The sequence below is a fragment of the Acinetobacter sp. SWBY1 genome (assembly GCF_002946595.1).
Taxonomy (GTDB): Bacteria; Pseudomonadota; Gammaproteobacteria; order Pseudomonadales; family Moraxellaceae; genus Acinetobacter; species Acinetobacter towneri.
The window spans coordinates 614,089-631,303 of sequence record NZ_CP026616.1; the positions used below are offsets into that span (position 1 = coordinate 614,089).

The 17,215-nt window shown below is 40.1% G+C and carries 19 protein-coding genes; 7 read left to right on the plus strand and 12 right to left on the minus strand.

Going from position 1 to position 17,215, the window contains the following annotated elements; genetic code table 11:
- Positions 1-195: 195 nt before the first annotated feature.
- The gene (locus C3Y93_RS03135) at positions 196-426 is read right to left on the minus strand and encodes a hypothetical protein (protein WP_026438431.1); all 231 of its coding nucleotides are present in this window, start codon (positions 424-426) and stop codon (positions 196-198) included.
- A gap of 212 nt (positions 427-638) precedes the next feature.
- Here C3Y93_RS03135 and C3Y93_RS03140 point away from each other — a divergent pair, with 212 nt between their 5' ends.
- On the plus strand, positions 639-1,133 hold the full coding sequence (locus C3Y93_RS03140; protein WP_096901591.1) for a CinA family protein: 495 nt from the start codon (positions 639-641) through the stop codon (positions 1,131-1,133).
- Positions 1,134-1,140: 7 nt separating this feature from the next.
- On the opposite strand, the gene C3Y93_RS03145 is transcribed toward C3Y93_RS03140, so the two are convergent.
- From C3Y93_RS03145 to prpB, 4 genes are all read right to left on the minus strand, one after another.
- A complete protein-coding gene (locus tag C3Y93_RS03145) occupies positions 1,141-1,416 on the minus strand; it encodes a type II toxin-antitoxin system RelE/ParE family toxin (protein ID WP_104852058.1) in 276 nt (91 codons plus the stop codon).
- Positions 1,413-1,628 carry a TA system antitoxin ParD family protein gene (locus C3Y93_RS03150; RefSeq protein WP_104852059.1) on the minus strand — a complete coding sequence of 72 codons (216 nt, stop codon included), beginning with the start codon at positions 1,626-1,628 and terminating at the stop codon, positions 1,413-1,415. Before C3Y93_RS03150 ends, C3Y93_RS03145 begins: the two co-directional genes overlap by 4 nt.
- A 298-nt stretch (positions 1,629-1,926) precedes the next feature.
- On the minus strand, positions 1,927-3,063 hold the full coding sequence (prpC, locus tag C3Y93_RS03155) for a 2-methylcitrate synthase (RefSeq protein ID WP_004973461.1): 1,137 nt from the start codon (positions 3,061-3,063) through the stop codon (positions 1,927-1,929).
- A gap of 4 nt (positions 3,064-3,067) precedes the next feature.
- Positions 3,068-3,952 carry a methylisocitrate lyase gene (gene prpB / locus C3Y93_RS03160; RefSeq protein ID WP_004973459.1) on the minus strand — a complete coding sequence of 295 codons (885 nt, stop codon included), beginning with the start codon at positions 3,950-3,952 and terminating at the stop codon, positions 3,068-3,070.
- 337 nt (positions 3,953-4,289) lie between these two features.
- Between prpB and C3Y93_RS03165 the strand changes: the two genes are divergently transcribed.
- The 3 genes from C3Y93_RS03165 to C3Y93_RS03175 all read left to right on the plus strand — a co-directional run bounded on the left by C3Y93_RS03165 (position 4,290) and on the right by C3Y93_RS03175 (position 6,609).
- Entirely contained in the window at positions 4,290-4,940 is a 651-nt protein-coding gene (locus C3Y93_RS03165; RefSeq protein ID WP_096901590.1) for a TetR/AcrR family transcriptional regulator, read from the plus strand.
- 111 nt (positions 4,941-5,051) lie between these two features.
- Positions 5,052-5,972, plus strand: a complete 921-nt coding sequence (argF, locus tag C3Y93_RS03170; RefSeq protein WP_004973455.1) for an ornithine carbamoyltransferase — start codon at positions 5,052-5,054, stop codon at positions 5,970-5,972.
- Between the two features lie 139 nt (positions 5,973-6,111).
- Entirely contained in the window at positions 6,112-6,609 is a 498-nt protein-coding gene (locus C3Y93_RS03175; RefSeq protein ID WP_104852060.1) for a hypothetical protein, read from the plus strand.
- A 75-nt stretch (positions 6,610-6,684) separates the two neighbouring features.
- Here C3Y93_RS03175 and C3Y93_RS03180 read toward each other — a convergent pair whose 3' ends face one another.
- The 7 genes from C3Y93_RS03180 to rpiA form a co-directional block, all read right to left on the minus strand.
- Entirely contained in the window at positions 6,685-7,038 is a 354-nt protein-coding gene (locus C3Y93_RS03180; RefSeq protein ID WP_004973443.1) for a YnfA family protein, read from the minus strand.
- Positions 7,039-7,153: 115 nt separating this feature from the next.
- Positions 7,154-9,430: an ATP-dependent Clp protease ATP-binding subunit ClpA gene (gene clpA, locus C3Y93_RS03185; RefSeq protein WP_004973441.1), complete on the minus strand. Its 2,277-nt coding sequence runs from the start codon at positions 9,428-9,430 to the stop codon at positions 7,154-7,156.
- A 9-nt stretch (positions 9,431-9,439) separates the two neighbouring features.
- Entirely contained in the window at positions 9,440-9,856 is a 417-nt protein-coding gene (gene clpS / locus C3Y93_RS03190; RefSeq protein WP_004973438.1) for an ATP-dependent Clp protease adapter ClpS, read from the minus strand.
- A 19-nt stretch (positions 9,857-9,875) separates the two neighbouring features.
- Positions 9,876-10,649 (minus strand): DUF6776 family protein, encoded by a 774-nt coding sequence (locus tag C3Y93_RS03195; protein WP_096901621.1) that lies wholly within the window; start codon positions 10,647-10,649, stop codon positions 9,876-9,878.
- Positions 10,650-10,728: 79 nt separating this feature from the next.
- Positions 10,729-11,784, minus strand: coding sequence for an N-acetyl-gamma-glutamyl-phosphate reductase (argC, locus tag C3Y93_RS03200; RefSeq protein ID WP_171287379.1), 1,056 nt, complete (start codon positions 11,782-11,784; stop codon positions 10,729-10,731).
- 187 nt (positions 11,785-11,971) lie between these two features.
- Positions 11,972-12,652 carry a M48 family metallopeptidase gene (locus C3Y93_RS03205; RefSeq protein ID WP_104852061.1) on the minus strand — a complete coding sequence of 227 codons (681 nt, stop codon included), beginning with the start codon at positions 12,650-12,652 and terminating at the stop codon, positions 11,972-11,974.
- 90 nt (positions 12,653-12,742) lie between these two features.
- Positions 12,743-13,414, minus strand: a complete 672-nt coding sequence (gene rpiA, locus C3Y93_RS03210; RefSeq protein WP_004973429.1) for a ribose-5-phosphate isomerase RpiA — start codon at positions 13,412-13,414, stop codon at positions 12,743-12,745.
- Positions 13,415-13,520: 106 nt separating this feature from the next.
- Here rpiA and ilvA point away from each other — a divergent pair, with 106 nt between their 5' ends.
- The 3 genes from ilvA (at position 13,521) to C3Y93_RS03225 (ending at position 17,182) form a co-directional block, all read left to right on the plus strand.
- The gene (ilvA, locus tag C3Y93_RS03215) at positions 13,521-15,059 is read left to right on the plus strand and encodes a threonine ammonia-lyase, biosynthetic (protein ID WP_019837302.1); all 1,539 of its coding nucleotides are present in this window, start codon (positions 13,521-13,523) and stop codon (positions 15,057-15,059) included.
- A 129-nt stretch (positions 15,060-15,188) separates the two neighbouring features.
- Positions 15,189-15,845 carry a potassium channel family protein gene (locus tag C3Y93_RS03220; RefSeq protein ID WP_004973425.1) on the plus strand — a complete coding sequence of 219 codons (657 nt, stop codon included), beginning with the start codon at positions 15,189-15,191 and terminating at the stop codon, positions 15,843-15,845.
- Positions 15,842-17,182, plus strand: a complete 1,341-nt coding sequence (locus C3Y93_RS03225; RefSeq protein ID WP_104852062.1) for a TrkH family potassium uptake protein — start codon at positions 15,842-15,844, stop codon at positions 17,180-17,182. Before C3Y93_RS03220 ends, C3Y93_RS03225 begins: the two co-directional genes overlap by 4 nt.
- Positions 17,183-17,215 lie beyond the last annotated feature (33 nt).

Consider the following 17,215-nt stretch of genomic DNA (forward strand, 5'->3'; position numbering starts at 1 on the left):
CTAATCTACAAAAATACCAACACAAATATGTGACGTAGTTAGCATTTTTAATCAATTCTTCAATTTTTTCTTGTAATGTGAAATACAATTTTTTGCATCCAGTGACTAAAAAAACACCAACTTCGATACGCTCCACTGATGCTCAATCATTCTGCTGTTATATTGAAGCTCTGACTAATCTAGATTGAAATGACTTTAAATCACCAAAACTCTGACAATGATGGTTTGATGTTCTTCATTTTCCTCAATCAACTGTAAACGCTTTTGTTCTTTACTCACCACTTTAAAGCGCAAGTTTTGATATTCAATAATGCTTGGAATTTGGTCAAAATATTGTGCATCAGCATCAATTTCATCCTCAAATAATGATGTACCAAGTTGATAGTCCAAACTTTTTAAAACGATATATTTCACCGTTGTTTTCATCACAGCATCCTTTTTATTACTTTTTGCTTTACTTTTATTTGTATCACCGTTCATGCCACGATTAAACCTATAATTGTAAATTTTGCTGTATTTATAGGCAGTTAAATCGTGAACATTCTTATTTTAGCATTTCACTTTTTGATGTTTTTTCGCACAAGTCGACAAAATTCAGTACACTTGAGCAACTTATTCTATTCACTTGCAGATTTATCATGCTCAAACAATGCTGTGCCATACTTGAACAACGCCAACAGACTGTGGCTTTTATTGAAAGTGCCAGCTCAGGTTACTTATGTAGTCAGTTTTCTATTTATAAAAATAGCGGTGCCAATATTTTACTTGGTGGATTAGTCAGTTACGACCCAAGCATTAAACGTGAGATTTTGCATGTGAATAGTGACTTAATTGCCACCTATACCGCTGAATCTGCAGAAGTCACACAAGCCATGGCAGTTCAAGGCAAAAAACTATTTCAACATGCAGATTTTATTGTGGCATGCACAGGGTTACTGAAACCAGGCGGCAGTGCCACACCAGAAAAACCTGTAGGGACATTTTTTATCGCCATTCATTATCAGCAGCAAACTTTTCAGTACAAATATTTTTTAGATGGCAATCCATTACAACGACTAGAACAGCTCACTCTGTTAGTCGCTCAAGACCTGATTGATCTAATGCAAGATACAAACACTTGTACTGCACCCTGAAGTAAACCTATCTTTTTAAGTCTCTATCAAAATTCTCATGACTGCCCAATTTTAAAAGATAGAGTGTCATGATTTCGTCATCACTCACAGAGTAAGCCAGTAGCACAAGCTGTTTGTCCATTTTAAATTTATAAACAAATACTCCTGCTAAATCCCCCACTTTAGCTTCTCCGATATCAGGATTATTCCAAACGGTTATTACGGCATTATCAACATCTTTTTTCTGCTGCTTGGTTAGTTTTTTCACTGTCCGTTCAAATAAGGGAGTTTGTTGTATATTCATTTATATGGTGTTGTATTCCCTGCTTTGACATGCGCCATACTAAGCAACAAATCTGCTATATCTTGAAAAGTTAAATCGGGATTGTCTTGTGCGATTTTTCCAATTTTAGCCCAGTACTCAATTTGTTTAGTTGCACTTCTACTTTCAGCCATCCCGTAAATCTTTGCTGATTCAACAATATCGCTGTCGATTTTAACTGCTACATGTGACATTGCTTTTTCCTCATATTAATTATGGAATAAATTTTAGCCAATCATGCAACCATTTACAACCTTAAGAAACAAAATACAACAACCTTCTTTTATGATCAAATATTTAAAAATGCGCTATCGTACGCCCGATCTTTTTTAATTCTCTAACGCTTCAATAATTACTCATTGTATTTTTGACTACCCTCATCCAAACCTCAAAAAAAATAAGGTTCCATTGCTTAACAATGAAACCTTATCTTCAGCCTAAACTGCTGCATCACATGATGTTCATGCACGGTACAGCTTTTTAGACAACCAATTAAGCAGCCGAACGCTCTGCAATTGGTACAACTTTACGCAATTCTGGGCCTGTATAATCTGCACTTGGGCGGATAATACGGTTATCAGCACGCTGTTCCATCACGTGTGCTGCCCAACCTGTTACACGGCTCATCACAAAGATTGGTGTAAATAGTTTGGTCGCAATACCCATAAAGTGATACGCAGACGCATGGAAGAAGTCAGCATTACAGAATAATTTCTTCTCACGCCACATCACTTCTTCACAACGCACCGATACAGGATAAAGTACTGTATCACCTACATCTTGCGCTAAACGCTCAGACCAGATTTTGATGATGCCGTTACGTGGATCATTGTCTTTATAAATCGCATGACCAAAGCCCATGATCTTTTCTTTACGTTCCAACTTGCCTAGCATTTCACGTTCAGCTTCTTCTGGCGATGTCCAATTTTCAATCATTTCCATCGCTGCTTCATTCGCGCCACCGTGTAATGGGCCACGTAATGAACCAATCGCGCCTGTAATACATGAATGCATGTCAGACAAAGTTGATGCGCAAACACGTGCTGTAAATGTTGATGCGTTGAACTCATGCTCTGCATACAAAATTAATGACACATTCATGACTTGTTCATGCAATTCATTTGGTTTTTCACCACGTAATAAATGCAGGAATTGTGCGCCAATTGAATCATCATCCGTATTTTCTTCAATACGCACGCCATCGTGGCTATAACGATACCAGTAGCAAATAATAGCTGGCAAAGTCGCCAAGATGCGGTCTGCTACATCTTGTTGCTGTTCAAATGACTGTTCGGTTTCTAAGTTACCTAGCATTGAAACACCTGTACGCATCACATCCATTGGGTGTGAATCTGCAGGAATACGCTCAAGCACTTCTTTGAGTGCTTGAGGCAATGCACGTAAAGATTTCAATTTTGCTTTATAGGCAGCCAATTGCTCTGAAGTCGGCAATTCACCAAAGAAAATCAAGTATGCAACTTCTTCAAACTGACAGTTTTCTGCCAAGTCTTGCACATCATAACCACGGTAAGTTAAGCCTGCGCCACTTTTACCAACAGTTGAGAGTGAGGTTTTACCTGCCACTTGTCCACGCAATCCTGCGCCTGTGAGTACTTTTCCTTCAGCCATTTTTTTAATTCTCCTGTTTGAACAGCTTGTCTAATGTATTTTCAAAAGTATGATAATCAAGGAATTCGTATAATTCTTTACGTTGTTGCATTTTGTCTAAGACATTCACTTGCGTGCCATCTTTACGAATGGATTGCATCACTTCAAGTGCTGCTTTTTGCATAGCACGAGTTGGTGAAAGTGGATACAACACCATGCGAATGCCCTGCTCAGCCAATTCTTCAGTGGTGTAATAAGGGGTATCACCAAACTCTGTAATGTTTGCTAATACAGGTACACCTACGGCATCACATACAGTTTTATACATGGTAATATCAGTCATAGCTTCTGCAAAAATTGCATCTGCACCCGCTTCCACACATGCGCAAGCACGGTCAATAACCGCCTGTAAACCTTCTTTTTGCAAGGCATCAGTACGTGCCATGACTACAAAGTTTGAATCGGTTTTCGCATCAACAGCAGCTTTAATACGATCAACCATTTCTTGCTGGGTTACAATTTCTTTGTTTGGACGATGTCCACAACGCTTTTGTGCAACCTGATCTTCAATATGAACTGCAGCAGCACCCGCAGCAATCATTTGTTTAATACTGCGGGCAATATTGAATGCACCGCCCCAACCTGTGTCAATATCCACCAATAATGGTGTATCAACACGCTCAGTAATACGACGTACATCTTCCAAGACGTTGTCTAAACTGGTCATGCCCAAGTCAGGTAAACCGTAAGAATAGTTGGCAACACCTGCACCAGATAAATAAATGGCTTTATAGCCCACTTGTTTTGCCATCATGGCAGCATAAGCATTTACCGTGCCGATAATTTGTAATGGCTTTTCGACTTCCAAGGCTTGTCTGAATCTTAAGCCCGCAGATGTTTGTTCTGTCATCTTCCTTTCCGCTTTTCTTACTATATTTTTCGAAATTCGAGTATATCGAGAATGCGAGATCACGCCATGGCTTTTTAGAATCTATACTCTAAAACTTTAGTCAAATAATTTTCAAATTTATTGCACAATAAATTTTCGTGATGTTGGTTATTCTTTATTTTTGATAAACACAGCTTTTTAGTACACTAAATAAGCAAAATTTAAACTATTTTCTAAAAATATGGCTTTTTCAGCTCAAATCATGCCATGTGCAAGTACACTTCGACACAGCACGCTGTACATATATTTGTTATAATGACAATCTCCCTTCTATTTAATTGATGATTTTTTACTCAATATGCACGAACTCGCCCATTTCGCTCCTTTAGGTAAAGATATACCACCAACCAAGCGTGGTCATGAGCGATGTGTAGCGTTATTAGTCAGTGCAACTGAGCTATTTTTAGAGCGTGGTTACGATGCCGTATCCTTAGATGATATTGTGCAACACGCAGGCGGTTCTAAAGCGTCGATCTATAAATACTTTGGCAATAAAGAAGGGTTATTCAAAGCTATTTGTGATTATCGCCGTGATAAATTTTTTCAGGATATTCACATTCCCTTTGAACAAATTGATTCAAATTTACGTGGTTATTTGATTCAAACCTTATTGAATTTTTATCATCATATTTTGGAACCAGAAAATGCAGCCTTTATGCGTCTGGTATTAGAGCAAAGTCAGCGCAATCCTGATATTGCCTTACACATACATGAGCGCGGCCCTTTGCATGTGCAACTTTGTATTGCCAAAGTATTGGAACATGCCAGTCAGCAAGGTTTAATTTGCTGTGAACAGCCTATTTATTCTGCACAACTGTATTTCGGTATTTTAAGAAATTTTGAATGGCGTATCATCATGGGTATTCCAAAACAAGAAACAGAACAAGAAACAACCAATTATGTAAGTTATTGTGTAGATCGCTTTCTAGACGCTCATCAAAAAGCTTAGTTTTTTGCAATTTCTGCATCCTATAGTATATTAGCCGATTCCCTTTTTCACTTAACCAACCAACAACTAATTGTTGTTTTTTCTCATTCAGCAATTATTGTGGAGTAACGAATGGCTCTACGTCACTTTCTAACATTACGCGATTTATCGACTTTAGAACTGAATCAAATTTTGCAACGCGCCATTGAGCTTAAGCGTAAACAGCATAACAATGAAGTTTTCCAGCCTTTTCCTGGCAAAGTCATGGGTATGATTTTTGAAAAATCCAGCACCCGAACCCGTGTATCGTTTGAAGCTGGCATGAGTCAGTTTGGTGGTAGCGCGATCTTCTTATCATCACGTGACACACAATTAGGTCGCGGTGAGCCAATTGAAGATTCTGCACGCGTCATTTCAAGTATGCTTGACATTGTGATGATTCGTACCTTTGGTCACGACATTGTAGAACGCTTTGCTTCTTACTCTAAAGTTCCTGTGATCAATGCCTTAACTGACGATCATCACCCATGCCAACTCCTTGCAGACATGCAAACCTATGTTGAACACCGTGGTTCAATTGAAGGTAAAACTGTGGCGTGGATTGGTGATGGCAACAATATGTGTAACTCATATATTGAAGCAGCACACATGTGGGGCTTTAATTTAAAAATTGCGACACCGAAAGGTTATGAGCCAGAACAGCGCTTCCTGTCTGAATTTGCACACTGCGTAGAATTGGTCGATTCTGCTGAGGATGCAGCAGTGAATGCTGATCTGATTGTGACCGATGTTTGGGCAAGCATGGGACAGGAAGAAGAACAAAAAATTCGTGAAAAAGCGTTTGCAGACTATCAAGTGAATGAACGCCTGATGGATTTAGCACATCCTGATTGTTTATTTATGCACTGCTTACCTGCGCACCGTGGTGAAGAAATTTCTGAAAATATGCTCGATCACAAAAATGCTGTAGTGTGGGATGAAGCAGAAAATCGCTTACATGCTCAAAAAGCATTGGTTGAGTTTTTATTGAATGAAAATCTTAAAAAAGACTAAGCTTTAAAACCCGTCTTAAATATTCGCAAAACTTTGATGAGTTTTGTTACAAACAGCACCAAAAGGTGCTGTTTTTTTATTTGGCTCGCTATAATCTTGAGTTATGGTCTATTTTTCTAAAATTTCTAAAAGAGCCTAGATGAACAATATGATTGATAAAACACTTGCCACAATTACGCTGTGCACTACTACACTGATCGCGAGTGCTTCACTCTATGCCAAAGCCAGTGAATTAGATCAATATTTAGTCCAACAAAAGATTCTAAGTGCAGATTATAAAATTCAAAATATCGTCGCTTTAAATGAAATTTTAGATGTCATTAGTGATGAAGATTCTCGTACTATGCCTTATCAGGTCGATCAAAATACAGTGATTGAACAAAGTACGGCGACAGACAAACAAATCAATATTCGTGGCATGATTATTTCACCTGACTTCACGCAGTTTGTAGAAAGTACGGGTTATAACAATGTCAAAAATATGCTTAAACAAAACTTAATTCATAATTGTGAATCTATTTTTGAGCATCAGTTCCAACGGGTAAATCCCTATGTATTGAACTTAAAACTCAGTGCAGAAAAAACCCAGTTTAATGTGCAATTGGCAAATAGCGAGTGCCAATTTAAAGCAGACTGAACTGTATTTAAAACTAAAACAACCTCAGCTTTAAGATTTAATGCCTAAGGTTTAATGCGTAAACCCAAATATAACCTAACGTATTAAACCTTGCGGTTGTAAAATAATGATCAATGCGCCTAAAACTACTATCATTCCACCGAACATATCCCAACGTGTTAAATTGACTTGATCTACATACTTTAACCAAATCAAGGCTGTACAAATATAAATACCACCATAAGCCGCATAAATTCGCCCCGATGCCGCAGGATGTAGAGTCAATAACCACACAAAAGCCGCTAAGGCTAAAATTGTTGGCAGCCATAACCACTGTGATTTCCCCTGATTTAAAATCAAATAAGGAAAATAACAGCCTAATATTTCCATAACTGCCGTAACAAAAAACAAGAACGTTGTGCTGGCAATTTTAGTGATCTGAAAATCCATAAATCCTGTGTGGTCTCTCTTTTAGCAGTAACGATTCAAGTTCACGCATCTGCGAATTCATAAAAAATAACCCATGTTCAACATGGGTTATTTTCAAAATTCAAATAAGGATTGATTAGGCTGGTTCAGCCGTTTGATCTTCAAAGACTTCAAGTTTCAAACCGACTGCCTTACCGTTCTCTTTCTTCACAGAAACAGCCACATTACCGCCCTGTTCTGCAAGTTCACCAAACAGAATCATTTCTGCCAATGGCTTTTTCAAGTGTTCCTGAATCAGACGTTGCATTGGACGTGCGCCCATTAAGCGATCATATCCATGCTCAGCCATCCATTCACGCGCATCTTGATCAACCTCAAGAATGACTTTTTTATCATCCAACTGCGCTTGTAATTCAGTCAAGAATTTATCAACTACATTTTCAATTACTGTAGTAGGTAAAGCTTTAAATTGAATGACCCCATCCAAACGGTTACGGAACTCAGGTGAGAAGGCTTTTTTCATCGCTTCTTGGTTGTCATTACTGTTGTCTTGATCCATGAAACCAATGCTCACGCGGGAAATACTTTCCGCACCAATATTAGTGGTCAGAACCAAAATCACATTACGGAAGTCTGATTTACGACCATTATTATCGGTCAATGAACCATGATCCATAATTTGCAGCAATAGGTTAAATACATCAGGATGCGCTTTTTCAATTTCATCCAACAACAACACACAATGCGGATTTTTATGAATCGCATCGGTGAGTAAGCCACCCTGATCAAAACCGACATAGCCTGGAGGTGCACCAATTAAACGTGAAACGGCATGGCGCTCCATGTACTCAGACATATCAAAGCGAACCAATTCCACACCCAACAGTTTTGCCAACTGCTTGGTAACTTCGGTTTTACCAACGCCTGTCGGGCCAGCAAATACAAAACTACCCACTGGTTTGTCTGGTGTTTTTAAACCAGCACGTGACAGTTTAATTGCTGATGCTAACGCTTCAATAGCTTCATCTTGACCAAAGACCACACGTTTTAAATCACGCTCAAGATGTTCAAGTACAGTCTTGTCATCTTTCGATACGGTTTTAGGTGGAATACGTGCAATTTTAGAGACGATATCTTCAATGTTTTCCACTGTGATTAAAGTATCATCTTGCTCGGCTCTTAAACGACGCTGCGCACCCGCTTCATCAATCACATCAATGGCTTTGTCTGGCAAGAAACGGTCATTGATAAATTTGGCCGATAACTCTACCGCAGACACCAATGCTTTATCATCATATTTAACATGGTGAAATTCTTCAAATTTCGATTTTAAACCACGTAAAATATCAATCGTTTCTGAAATTGAAGGCTCATTCACATCAATTTTTTGGAAACGGCGTGAAAGTGCATGGTCTTTTTCAAATACCTGACGATATTCTTGGAATGTCGTCGAGCCAATGCAACGCAAAGTACCATTTGCCAACGCAGGTTTAATTAAATTTGATGCATCCATAGTGCTACCCATGCTTGAGCCTGCACCAATAATCATGTGGATTTCGTCAATAAATAAAATGGCATCAGGTTTCTTTTTCAAGGCATTTAACAGTTGTTTTAAACGCTTTTCAAAGTCACCACGGTATTTTGTACCCGCTACCAACGCACCGATATCCAAACTATATACTTCGGCATTTTCGAGTGGTTTTGGCGCTTTACCATTCACAATCAGCCACGCCAGACCTTCGGCAATAGAGGTTTTACCCACGCCTGGATCACCCACCAACAATGGGTTGTTCTTACGACGACGGCATAGAATTTGTGCAGCACGCTCAATTTCTTTTTCACGCCCAATTAACGGATCGGTTTTACCCTTTTGCGCTTCAGTATTCAAATTTAGCGTGTAAAGCTCTAACGGGCCAGCATTGGCAGAGCTTGAACTTTCGCTATCTAATTCTTCAACCTCTTCTTCCGCTTGCGTTTCGTCTTTACGTGTACCGTGCGATAAGTATTGCGTTAAGGTCAAACGGTTAATTTGATGACGCTTGAGTAGATACACGGCAAATGAATCACGTTCAGAGTACATTGCCACTAAAATATCTGCGCCTTCAACCGTACGGTCACCACCGCTAGATTGCACATGGAAAATACCACGCTGCAAAATGCGGTCAAAACTTTCGGTCGGGTGCGGCGCCTGATCGTTATTTTCAGCAAGTTTAGGGGTATGTTGTTCCACATATTCTTCGAGTTCTTTACGCAGCACAATAACATCTGCACCACACGCCTTGAGTGCATTGACTGCCGAATCATTGTCTAATAAAGCCAATAATAAATGTTCAACCGTTAGAAACTCGTGTCTCTTTTGACGAGCCATGCTAACAGCCAAACGTAGTGATACTTCTAATTGACGACTGAGCATGTAACCCCCTTAATCTTTAGGCTCAATCTGACAAAGTAATGGATGACCTTGTGATCGAGCGTAATTATTGACTTGGTTCGCTTTCGTTTCCGCAATATCCCGCGGATAGACCCCTGCGACACCTTTTCCTTCATAGTGTACAGTTAGCATTACTTGAGTCGCTTGGTCAAGATTCATTGCAAAGTATTGTTGTAAAATTTCAATTACAAAGTCCATTGGGGTGTAATCATCGTTCATTAAAACGACAACATATAAAGGTGGGCGTTTTAATTGTGGCGGCGCAGTTTGTACCGCAATATCACCATCATCTTCATGTCCTGCATCATCCACACTTAAACGCGGGGTTAAATGCCAATCGACATAGCCAGATTGATGAAAAGTGGTTTTAATTTCATTTAAACAGATGGATCTTTTTTGGGTTCGCATAAGTTTTACATATCACACATTATTGAGCGCTAGCTTCTGCTTGTGGAATTTCAGAAATAAAGGCAGAATCTGCCTCCACGGCTTTGCCTTTGCTCCAACTGAAGCGTTTAATCACAGGAGTTGCGCCATTTAAACGGACTTCAATAAAGTCTGGATTAAAGCCTTTAGGCATGCTCCAGCGCCCTGTTAAACGCTCATAATTATCAAAATTAAAATTGCTGTCTTCCATCGGAACAACCAGCACTTCTGTGCCTTGAATTAAACGCAGTTCTACCGTACCACTTGCACGTCGCTTGTTTGGACTCACTTGTACCAAATCGACCTGATATTCATAAGCATTGTCTGGTAATGGTTTCACCCCAAGATTTTGCACGGTCAGGCTTAAACCACCACGTTGACGCAAAACTTCACGATAAATCGCACTCATGCCTTCAGTACGTTGCTTATCTTCAGTTGCTTGAGTGAAAGCTTGATACAAATCATTGGAGTTACTGACCGCAACATCGCGTTCTTGAACCGCAGCATTTAAGCTCTTATTCAGACTTTCCAAACGCGTTTTTTGTTCTTGCACCACTTCAACCAGTTGTTCTGCATCGGCATCGTAACCAACCACAGTTAAGCCCTGACGATGCCCGACTGAATAGCCCAAAAAGCCACTACCTAAAATTAAAATGGCAGCACCAATTGCCAAAGGCGCATTGCTTTCAAGAAATGGCTTTTTTTCTGGCGGTGTAGATGAGGGTGTCATGCTTGAATTCGACTGTGACGTGGTTTCTGTATCGGTGTTATGCATCGTCATCTCTTGTTTTGATTCATTCAAAACACACATTTAAATCGAAATCTAAATGTGTGTGAAGTTGAAAAACGTGTTCTTATGGTAATAAACCAATCACCTCAAGTCCTGCATGTTCTGCAAAACCAAACATGAGGTTCATATTTTGTACTGCTTGCCCTGCTGCACCTTTCACCAAGTTATCTTGTGCCACCAAAAGTACTAATTTTTTCGGTTGTGGCTTATACAATGCGATACGCAACTGGTTAGCGCCACGTACTGAGCGTGTTTCTGGTGAACTGTTGGCTGGCATGACATCTACAAACTGTTCATTGGCATAAAACTGCTCATACAGGCTTTGTAAATCTGCTGCATCACCTGCATCAGTTAAATCTACATAAATGGTGCTGAGCATACCGCGAATCATAGGTACTAAATGCGGTACAAACACAATGTGATTAAACACATCTTTTTGACCCGAAATATTTTCCAATGCTTCTACAATTTCTGGATGATGACGATGCCCCGCAACGCCATAAGCCTTAAAGTTGTCGGCATTTTCAGAGTAAATCATGCCCAAACTGGCTTTACGCCCTGCACCAGATACACCCGATTTTGCATCAATAATAATACTTTCAGGTTTCACTAAAGCTTCAGCTTGTTTAAATAATGGCGCTAAACCAAGTTGCACTGTGGTTGGATAACACCCTGGGTTACCAATCACCTGTGCTTGTTTAATTTGTTCCCGGTTGAGTTCAGACAAGCCATAAACTGAATCTTTTAAAATGTCTGGGCAAGCATGTTGCATGCCATACCATTTTTCAAACTGTGCTAAATCTTGCAAACGGAAGTCTGCTGCTAAATCGACCACTTTGGTGTTGGCTGCAACAAGCTCCGCAGCATGTTGCATTGCAACGCCGTGCGGTGTAGCAAAGAACACCACATCACACTGTTTTAATTCTTCGATGTTTAAATCTGAGTAGCACAGGTCTGTGTGTCCACGCAGGCTTGGGAACATATCATCTACACGGCGACCCGCTTCTGTACGTGAAGTCAGTACATTTACTTTCACATTTGGGTGTCGTAGCAAAAGACGCAATAATTCAACGCCTGTATAACCTGTACCACCGACAATACCAACTGAAATCACGTGCATTACCTCAATTCAAAAGCATGTTTAAGCTAACGCTATAGTATGACAGGAAGTTTTGGTTTTCTGAACTGTTTTACTAGGGTTTTGGGGCTTTTCTTTATTCTGTTGATTTTATAAAAGATGATTTGGATTGTAGTCAATACGTGCAACACCTTTGCATTGTAGTCTTATCATGTGGGTGTTGGCTTTTTTATTGATACCACCACCAAGGCAAAGACGTTGTTTTTAACTGCTTGCGATGCTGCAAATAGTGCGCATCATGCCGTTGTACTTCAACCCAAAATGCAGGACTATGATCAAAATGTCGTGTATGCGCCAACTCATGCACAGCAACATATCGCACAATTTGTTCAGGAAACAACACCAAGGCGCTATTGAGCATAATATGCTGTTGCGTACTGCAACTGCCCCAACGGGTTTTCGGTTGACGAATTGCGCACTGTTTAAATGGCAAAGCAATTTCATGACTGACTATTTGCAAATATATCGGCAACATTTGTTTGGCATAAGCAATAACAAAGGCTTTTAAATATGCCGCAGGTTGGCGGTCACTAACCCATAGGCAATGCTGTTTTAAATCTAAAATAAAACTGTGTTTTTGTGTTTGATAATGAATATTTAAAGGCTTAGCCAAATTAAAAAGTGATAACTGATTTGGCAATTCACGCCGAACAAGTCCTTGCTGCGCCTGCTGTTTATGCCAAGTTTCAATCATCCACTGTTCAGATTGCTGCAAAAAATCCTGAATTTGTCGCTGAGTACAATATTTCGGTACAGTTAAGCGAATTTGATGCGGCTCGACACGCAAACGTAAACGTGTTGCTTTTGCATGTGGTGTGATTTGAATTTCAGGTAAGTCGGATAATGTCATTGTTGTTCTTTTATTAAATCCTCCCCGACCCTCCTTTAATAAAGGAGGGAGAAAAGCCCCCTATTAAAAACAAGGGGCTTGGGAGACGAATTAAACCGCAGTACGTTCTTCAATGCCGTTATTGGTCGCTACAATTGCAATATCAGCTTTATTGATGGCAAAAATACCATTGGTCACAACACCCGGAATATCATTCAAGGTTTTTTCTAATTCCAACGCATTTAAAATATTTAAATTATAAATATCTAAAATCACGTTACCGTTATCAGTCACCACACCTTCACGGTAAGCAGGATCGCCACCTAAAGCCACAATTTTACGTGCTACCGCAGAACGAGCCATTGGAATCACCTCAATTGGCAATGGAAACTCACGTCCTAATTGCTCTACCCATTTTGAATCATCGACAATACAGATAAACTTACGTGCAATAGAAGCCACAATTTTTTCACGGGTCAACGCTGCGCCGCCGCCTTTAATCATGTGCATGTGACGGTCAATTTCATCTGCACCATCAACATAAGCATCTAAACTGCCCACAGAGTTCATATCGACCACTTCAATACCAAGTTTCTTTAAGCGCTCCGCAGTCGCTTCAGAACTTGCCACAGCTGCTTCTAATTGTAATTCAGGCAATAAATCAATCAGGAAATTCACTGTACTGCCTGTACCTACCCCCAAAATCCCGCCTTTAGGCAAATGTTTTAATGCTGCTTTGGCAGCCGCTTGCTTCTTTTCATCTTGGGTAGCATACAGACTCATGACTTCACTCAACTATTTTTGACATTTGTTGCCGATTTTACAGCGCAAATGTGCAGGGGTTTGTTACAATAACCCCCTATTTTAAACTGTTAGATGGAAGATTAACATGCTGTCTCGTTTGGTTCGACAAATTTTACAAGCAACGGTCTACGATGTTGCAATCGAAACCCCACTCGACGCAGCGCCACGAATTAGTGAAAAACTGAACAATAACATTCGCTTTAAACGTGAAGACTTACAACCTGTATTCTCTTTTAAATTGCGTGGTGCGTATAACCGTATTAGCCAATTACCCAAAGACCAACTTGAACGTGGTGTAATTACTGCCTCTGCAGGCAACCATGCGCAAGGTGTAGCATTGTCTGGGCAAAAACTGGGCATTCGCGCCATTATCGTTATGCCTAAAACCACGCCAGATATTAAAGTACAAGCGGTAAAACGCTTGGGTGGCGAAGTGGTATTACATGGTGACTCATTTGATGTTGCCAACAAATATGCAATTCAACGTGCCCAAGATGAAGGCATGACTTTTATTCCACCGTATGACGATGAATTGGTCATGGCAGGTCAAGGTACGATTGCCAATGAAATTTTGCGTCAATGGCGCGATGTCGAATATGTTTTCGTTGCTGTTGGTGGTGGCGGTTTAATTGCAGGTGTTGCAGCCTACTTGGGCGATGTCGCACCGCATGTCAAAGTCATTCCTGTAGAATATGATGAATCGGCTTGCTTAAAAGCGGCTTTTGAAGCCAATGAACGGGTTATTTTGCCGCAAGTGGGTTTATTTGCCGATGGTACTGCTGTCGCACAAATTGGTGAGAAACCGTTTGAAGTTTTACAACTACAAAAATCAGATCAATCAGGCCCAATTGTTGAGCGCGATGTAGTTTTGGTGAATACCGATGAAATCTGTGCGGCAATTAAAGACACCTTTGATGAAAACCGCAGCATTGTAGAACCTTCAGGTGCAATGGCTTTGGCAGGCATCAAAAAATATGTCGAGCAACACCAATTGCAAAATAAAAATATTGTGTCAATTGTCTGTGGCGCAAACATGAACTTTGACCGTTTACGCTATATTGCGGAACGTACTGAACTCGGTGAACATAAAGAAGCAATTTTTGCCGTGACCATTCCAGAAGAAAAAGGTGCGTTCCTTAACTTCTGCCGTGCGCTGCAAGGTCGTAATATCACCGAGTTTAACTACCGCGCCAGCGATGCTACTGCTGCACAAGTCTTTGTCGGCATCAGCTTAAAATCTGGTGAAAAAGAACGCCACGACATTTATGAGTTACTCAAAACCCAGTACGATGTTGATGATTTGTCGGATGATGAAGTAGCAAAACTACACATTCGTTATTTGGTCGGTGGTCATGCCGATATTGAAAATGAACGTCTATTCCGTGTGGAATTTCCAGAGCGTCCGGGTGCATTACTGACTTTCTTGGAGCGCTTAGGCCCAACCCATAACATCACCCTGTTCCATTACCGTAACCACGGTGCAGCGGAAGGTCGTGTATTGGTCGGTTTAGAAGCTTCGGATGCCAAACAGAACCCAGATGGTTTAATTGAAACTTTGGAAAAGATCACTTATCCATACCAAGAGATTACTAATAACTTGGGTTATCAGCGTTTCTTAAAATAACCGATCACACATCTCAATAAGTGCAAAAAACCGCTGATTTCAGCGGTTTTTTAGTCATATTGCTACAGTATAGAGCCCTAAAATATTTTAGAATATTGGAAGAATAATATAATTTTTCAGGATGATGCTATGGCACAATTTGCTGTCATTGGTTTAGGTAGCTTTGGTGCAACTGTGGCGACACAATTGGTCAAACTCAACCATGATGTCATTGGGATTGATAGCAATAAAAAGTTTGTAGAAAACATTGCCGATCAAATTACCCATGCGGTGATTGCCGATGCAACCGATGAACACGTTTTGGAAGAACTGAATATTCAAAATTGTGATGCAGTGGTGGTCGCCATTGGTGAAGATATTGAAGCCAGTATTTTGTGTGTCTTAAATTTAAAGAATTTGGGTATTTCTAAAATTTACGTTAAAGCCAAAAGTAAAGCGCATACCATGATTTTGACCCATTTGGGCGTAAGTAAAATTATTCACCCTGAAGAAGATATGGGCGTTCGCATCGCGCAATCGCTGAGTTATCCGATGGTGAGTCGTTATATGAGCCTAAACGACAACCACTATATTGTAAAAGTAAAAATTAAAGACAACTTGCATGGCACGCGCATTCATAGTCTGATGTCACATGCACCCGAAGTTAAACTTTTACTGTTTAAACGTGCCGAAACGATTTTCTATACGCTTGAATCCAATTTAATGCTACAAACAGATGATATTTTGGTGGTTGAAGGACAACTTGAACCATTAAAACGCTTATCTAAACAATTTAAGTCAGAATGAAAAAAACAGCGAAACAACCAATCAAAACTGTCAATTTAAGCCCACCCAGTCTTTTGGCACTGGGCTTTTTAAGCTTTATTAGCATTGGCACAATCTTGCTGAAACTGCCCATTTCCCATCATGGCGAGATGAGTTGGATTAATGCCTTATTTACTGCTACATCTGCAGTGACGATCACTGGATTGTCTGTAGTGAATATTGGCGATGCTTATACCGTATTTGGGCAAATGGTCATTATGTTGTTGTTACAATGTGGTGGCTTAGGTTTTATGACTTTTGCGATTTTAGCGGTTTTAAGTTTGTCATCCAAAATTGGTTTAAAACAACAAATCATGGCGCAAGACACCATTGGGCAAACCAACCTGTCTAAAGTGTCGATGACCATTAAAAGCGTGTTGCTCTACTCATTGTTTTTTGAAGGGATTGGCACGGTTATTTTAACCTTGGCATGGATGCAGGATTATCCATTTAGCGATGCATTTTTCTATGCGGCTTTCTATAGTGTTTCAGCCTTTAACAATGGTGGATTTTCATTATTTCCCAATAGCTTAATGAGTTTTGCAGATCAATACCTGATTACCTTAACTATTAGTATGCTGTATATCATTGGCGGTATTGGTTTTGTGGTACTCATGGATATTAAACGTGCCAGACGCTGGAAAAAACTCTCACCCAATAGCAAGCTGATTTTATCGACCATTGCTGGTTTAAACTTTGTGGCTTTTCTGCTGATTTGGGCGATTGAAGCCAATAATCCACATACCCTTGCAGCCATGAGTATTGGCGATCAAGCCCTCAATGCATGGTTTCACGCTACCGTTCCTCGCTCATCAGGCTTTAATAGTCTAGATGTCGCAAGTATGCAAAATAGCTCGACCTTGCTCACCATGCTTCTGATGTTTATTGGTGGTGGTTCGCTCAGTACCGCAGGCGGTATTAAAGTTGGCACATTTATTATTGTCATTTTAAGTGTGATCAGTTTTTTAAGACGTTCAGATGAGGTGCGTGTGTTTAATCATGCTGTACCTGAACGTACCACCTTTAAAGCTTTGGCGGTGATCAGCATCACAGGTATGTTAATTTGCCTCGGTTTGTTTAGCTTACTTGCCCTTGAACCGAAACTGAATTTTTTAGACCTGTTGTTTGAGGCTGTATCTGCAGCGTGCACGGTGGGTTTATCCCGTGGTGTTACAGGTGAATTACAACCTGCCAGCTTAATTATTTTAATGTTGTTGATGTTTGCAGGTCGTTTAGGGCCGCTGACTTTGGCTTATTTAATCGCCACACCACAAAAAAGCCGACTTAAACATCCAACCGCAGATATTCAAGTTGGATAAAAGCTGGATACGATCCGACTTCAAAAACAAACG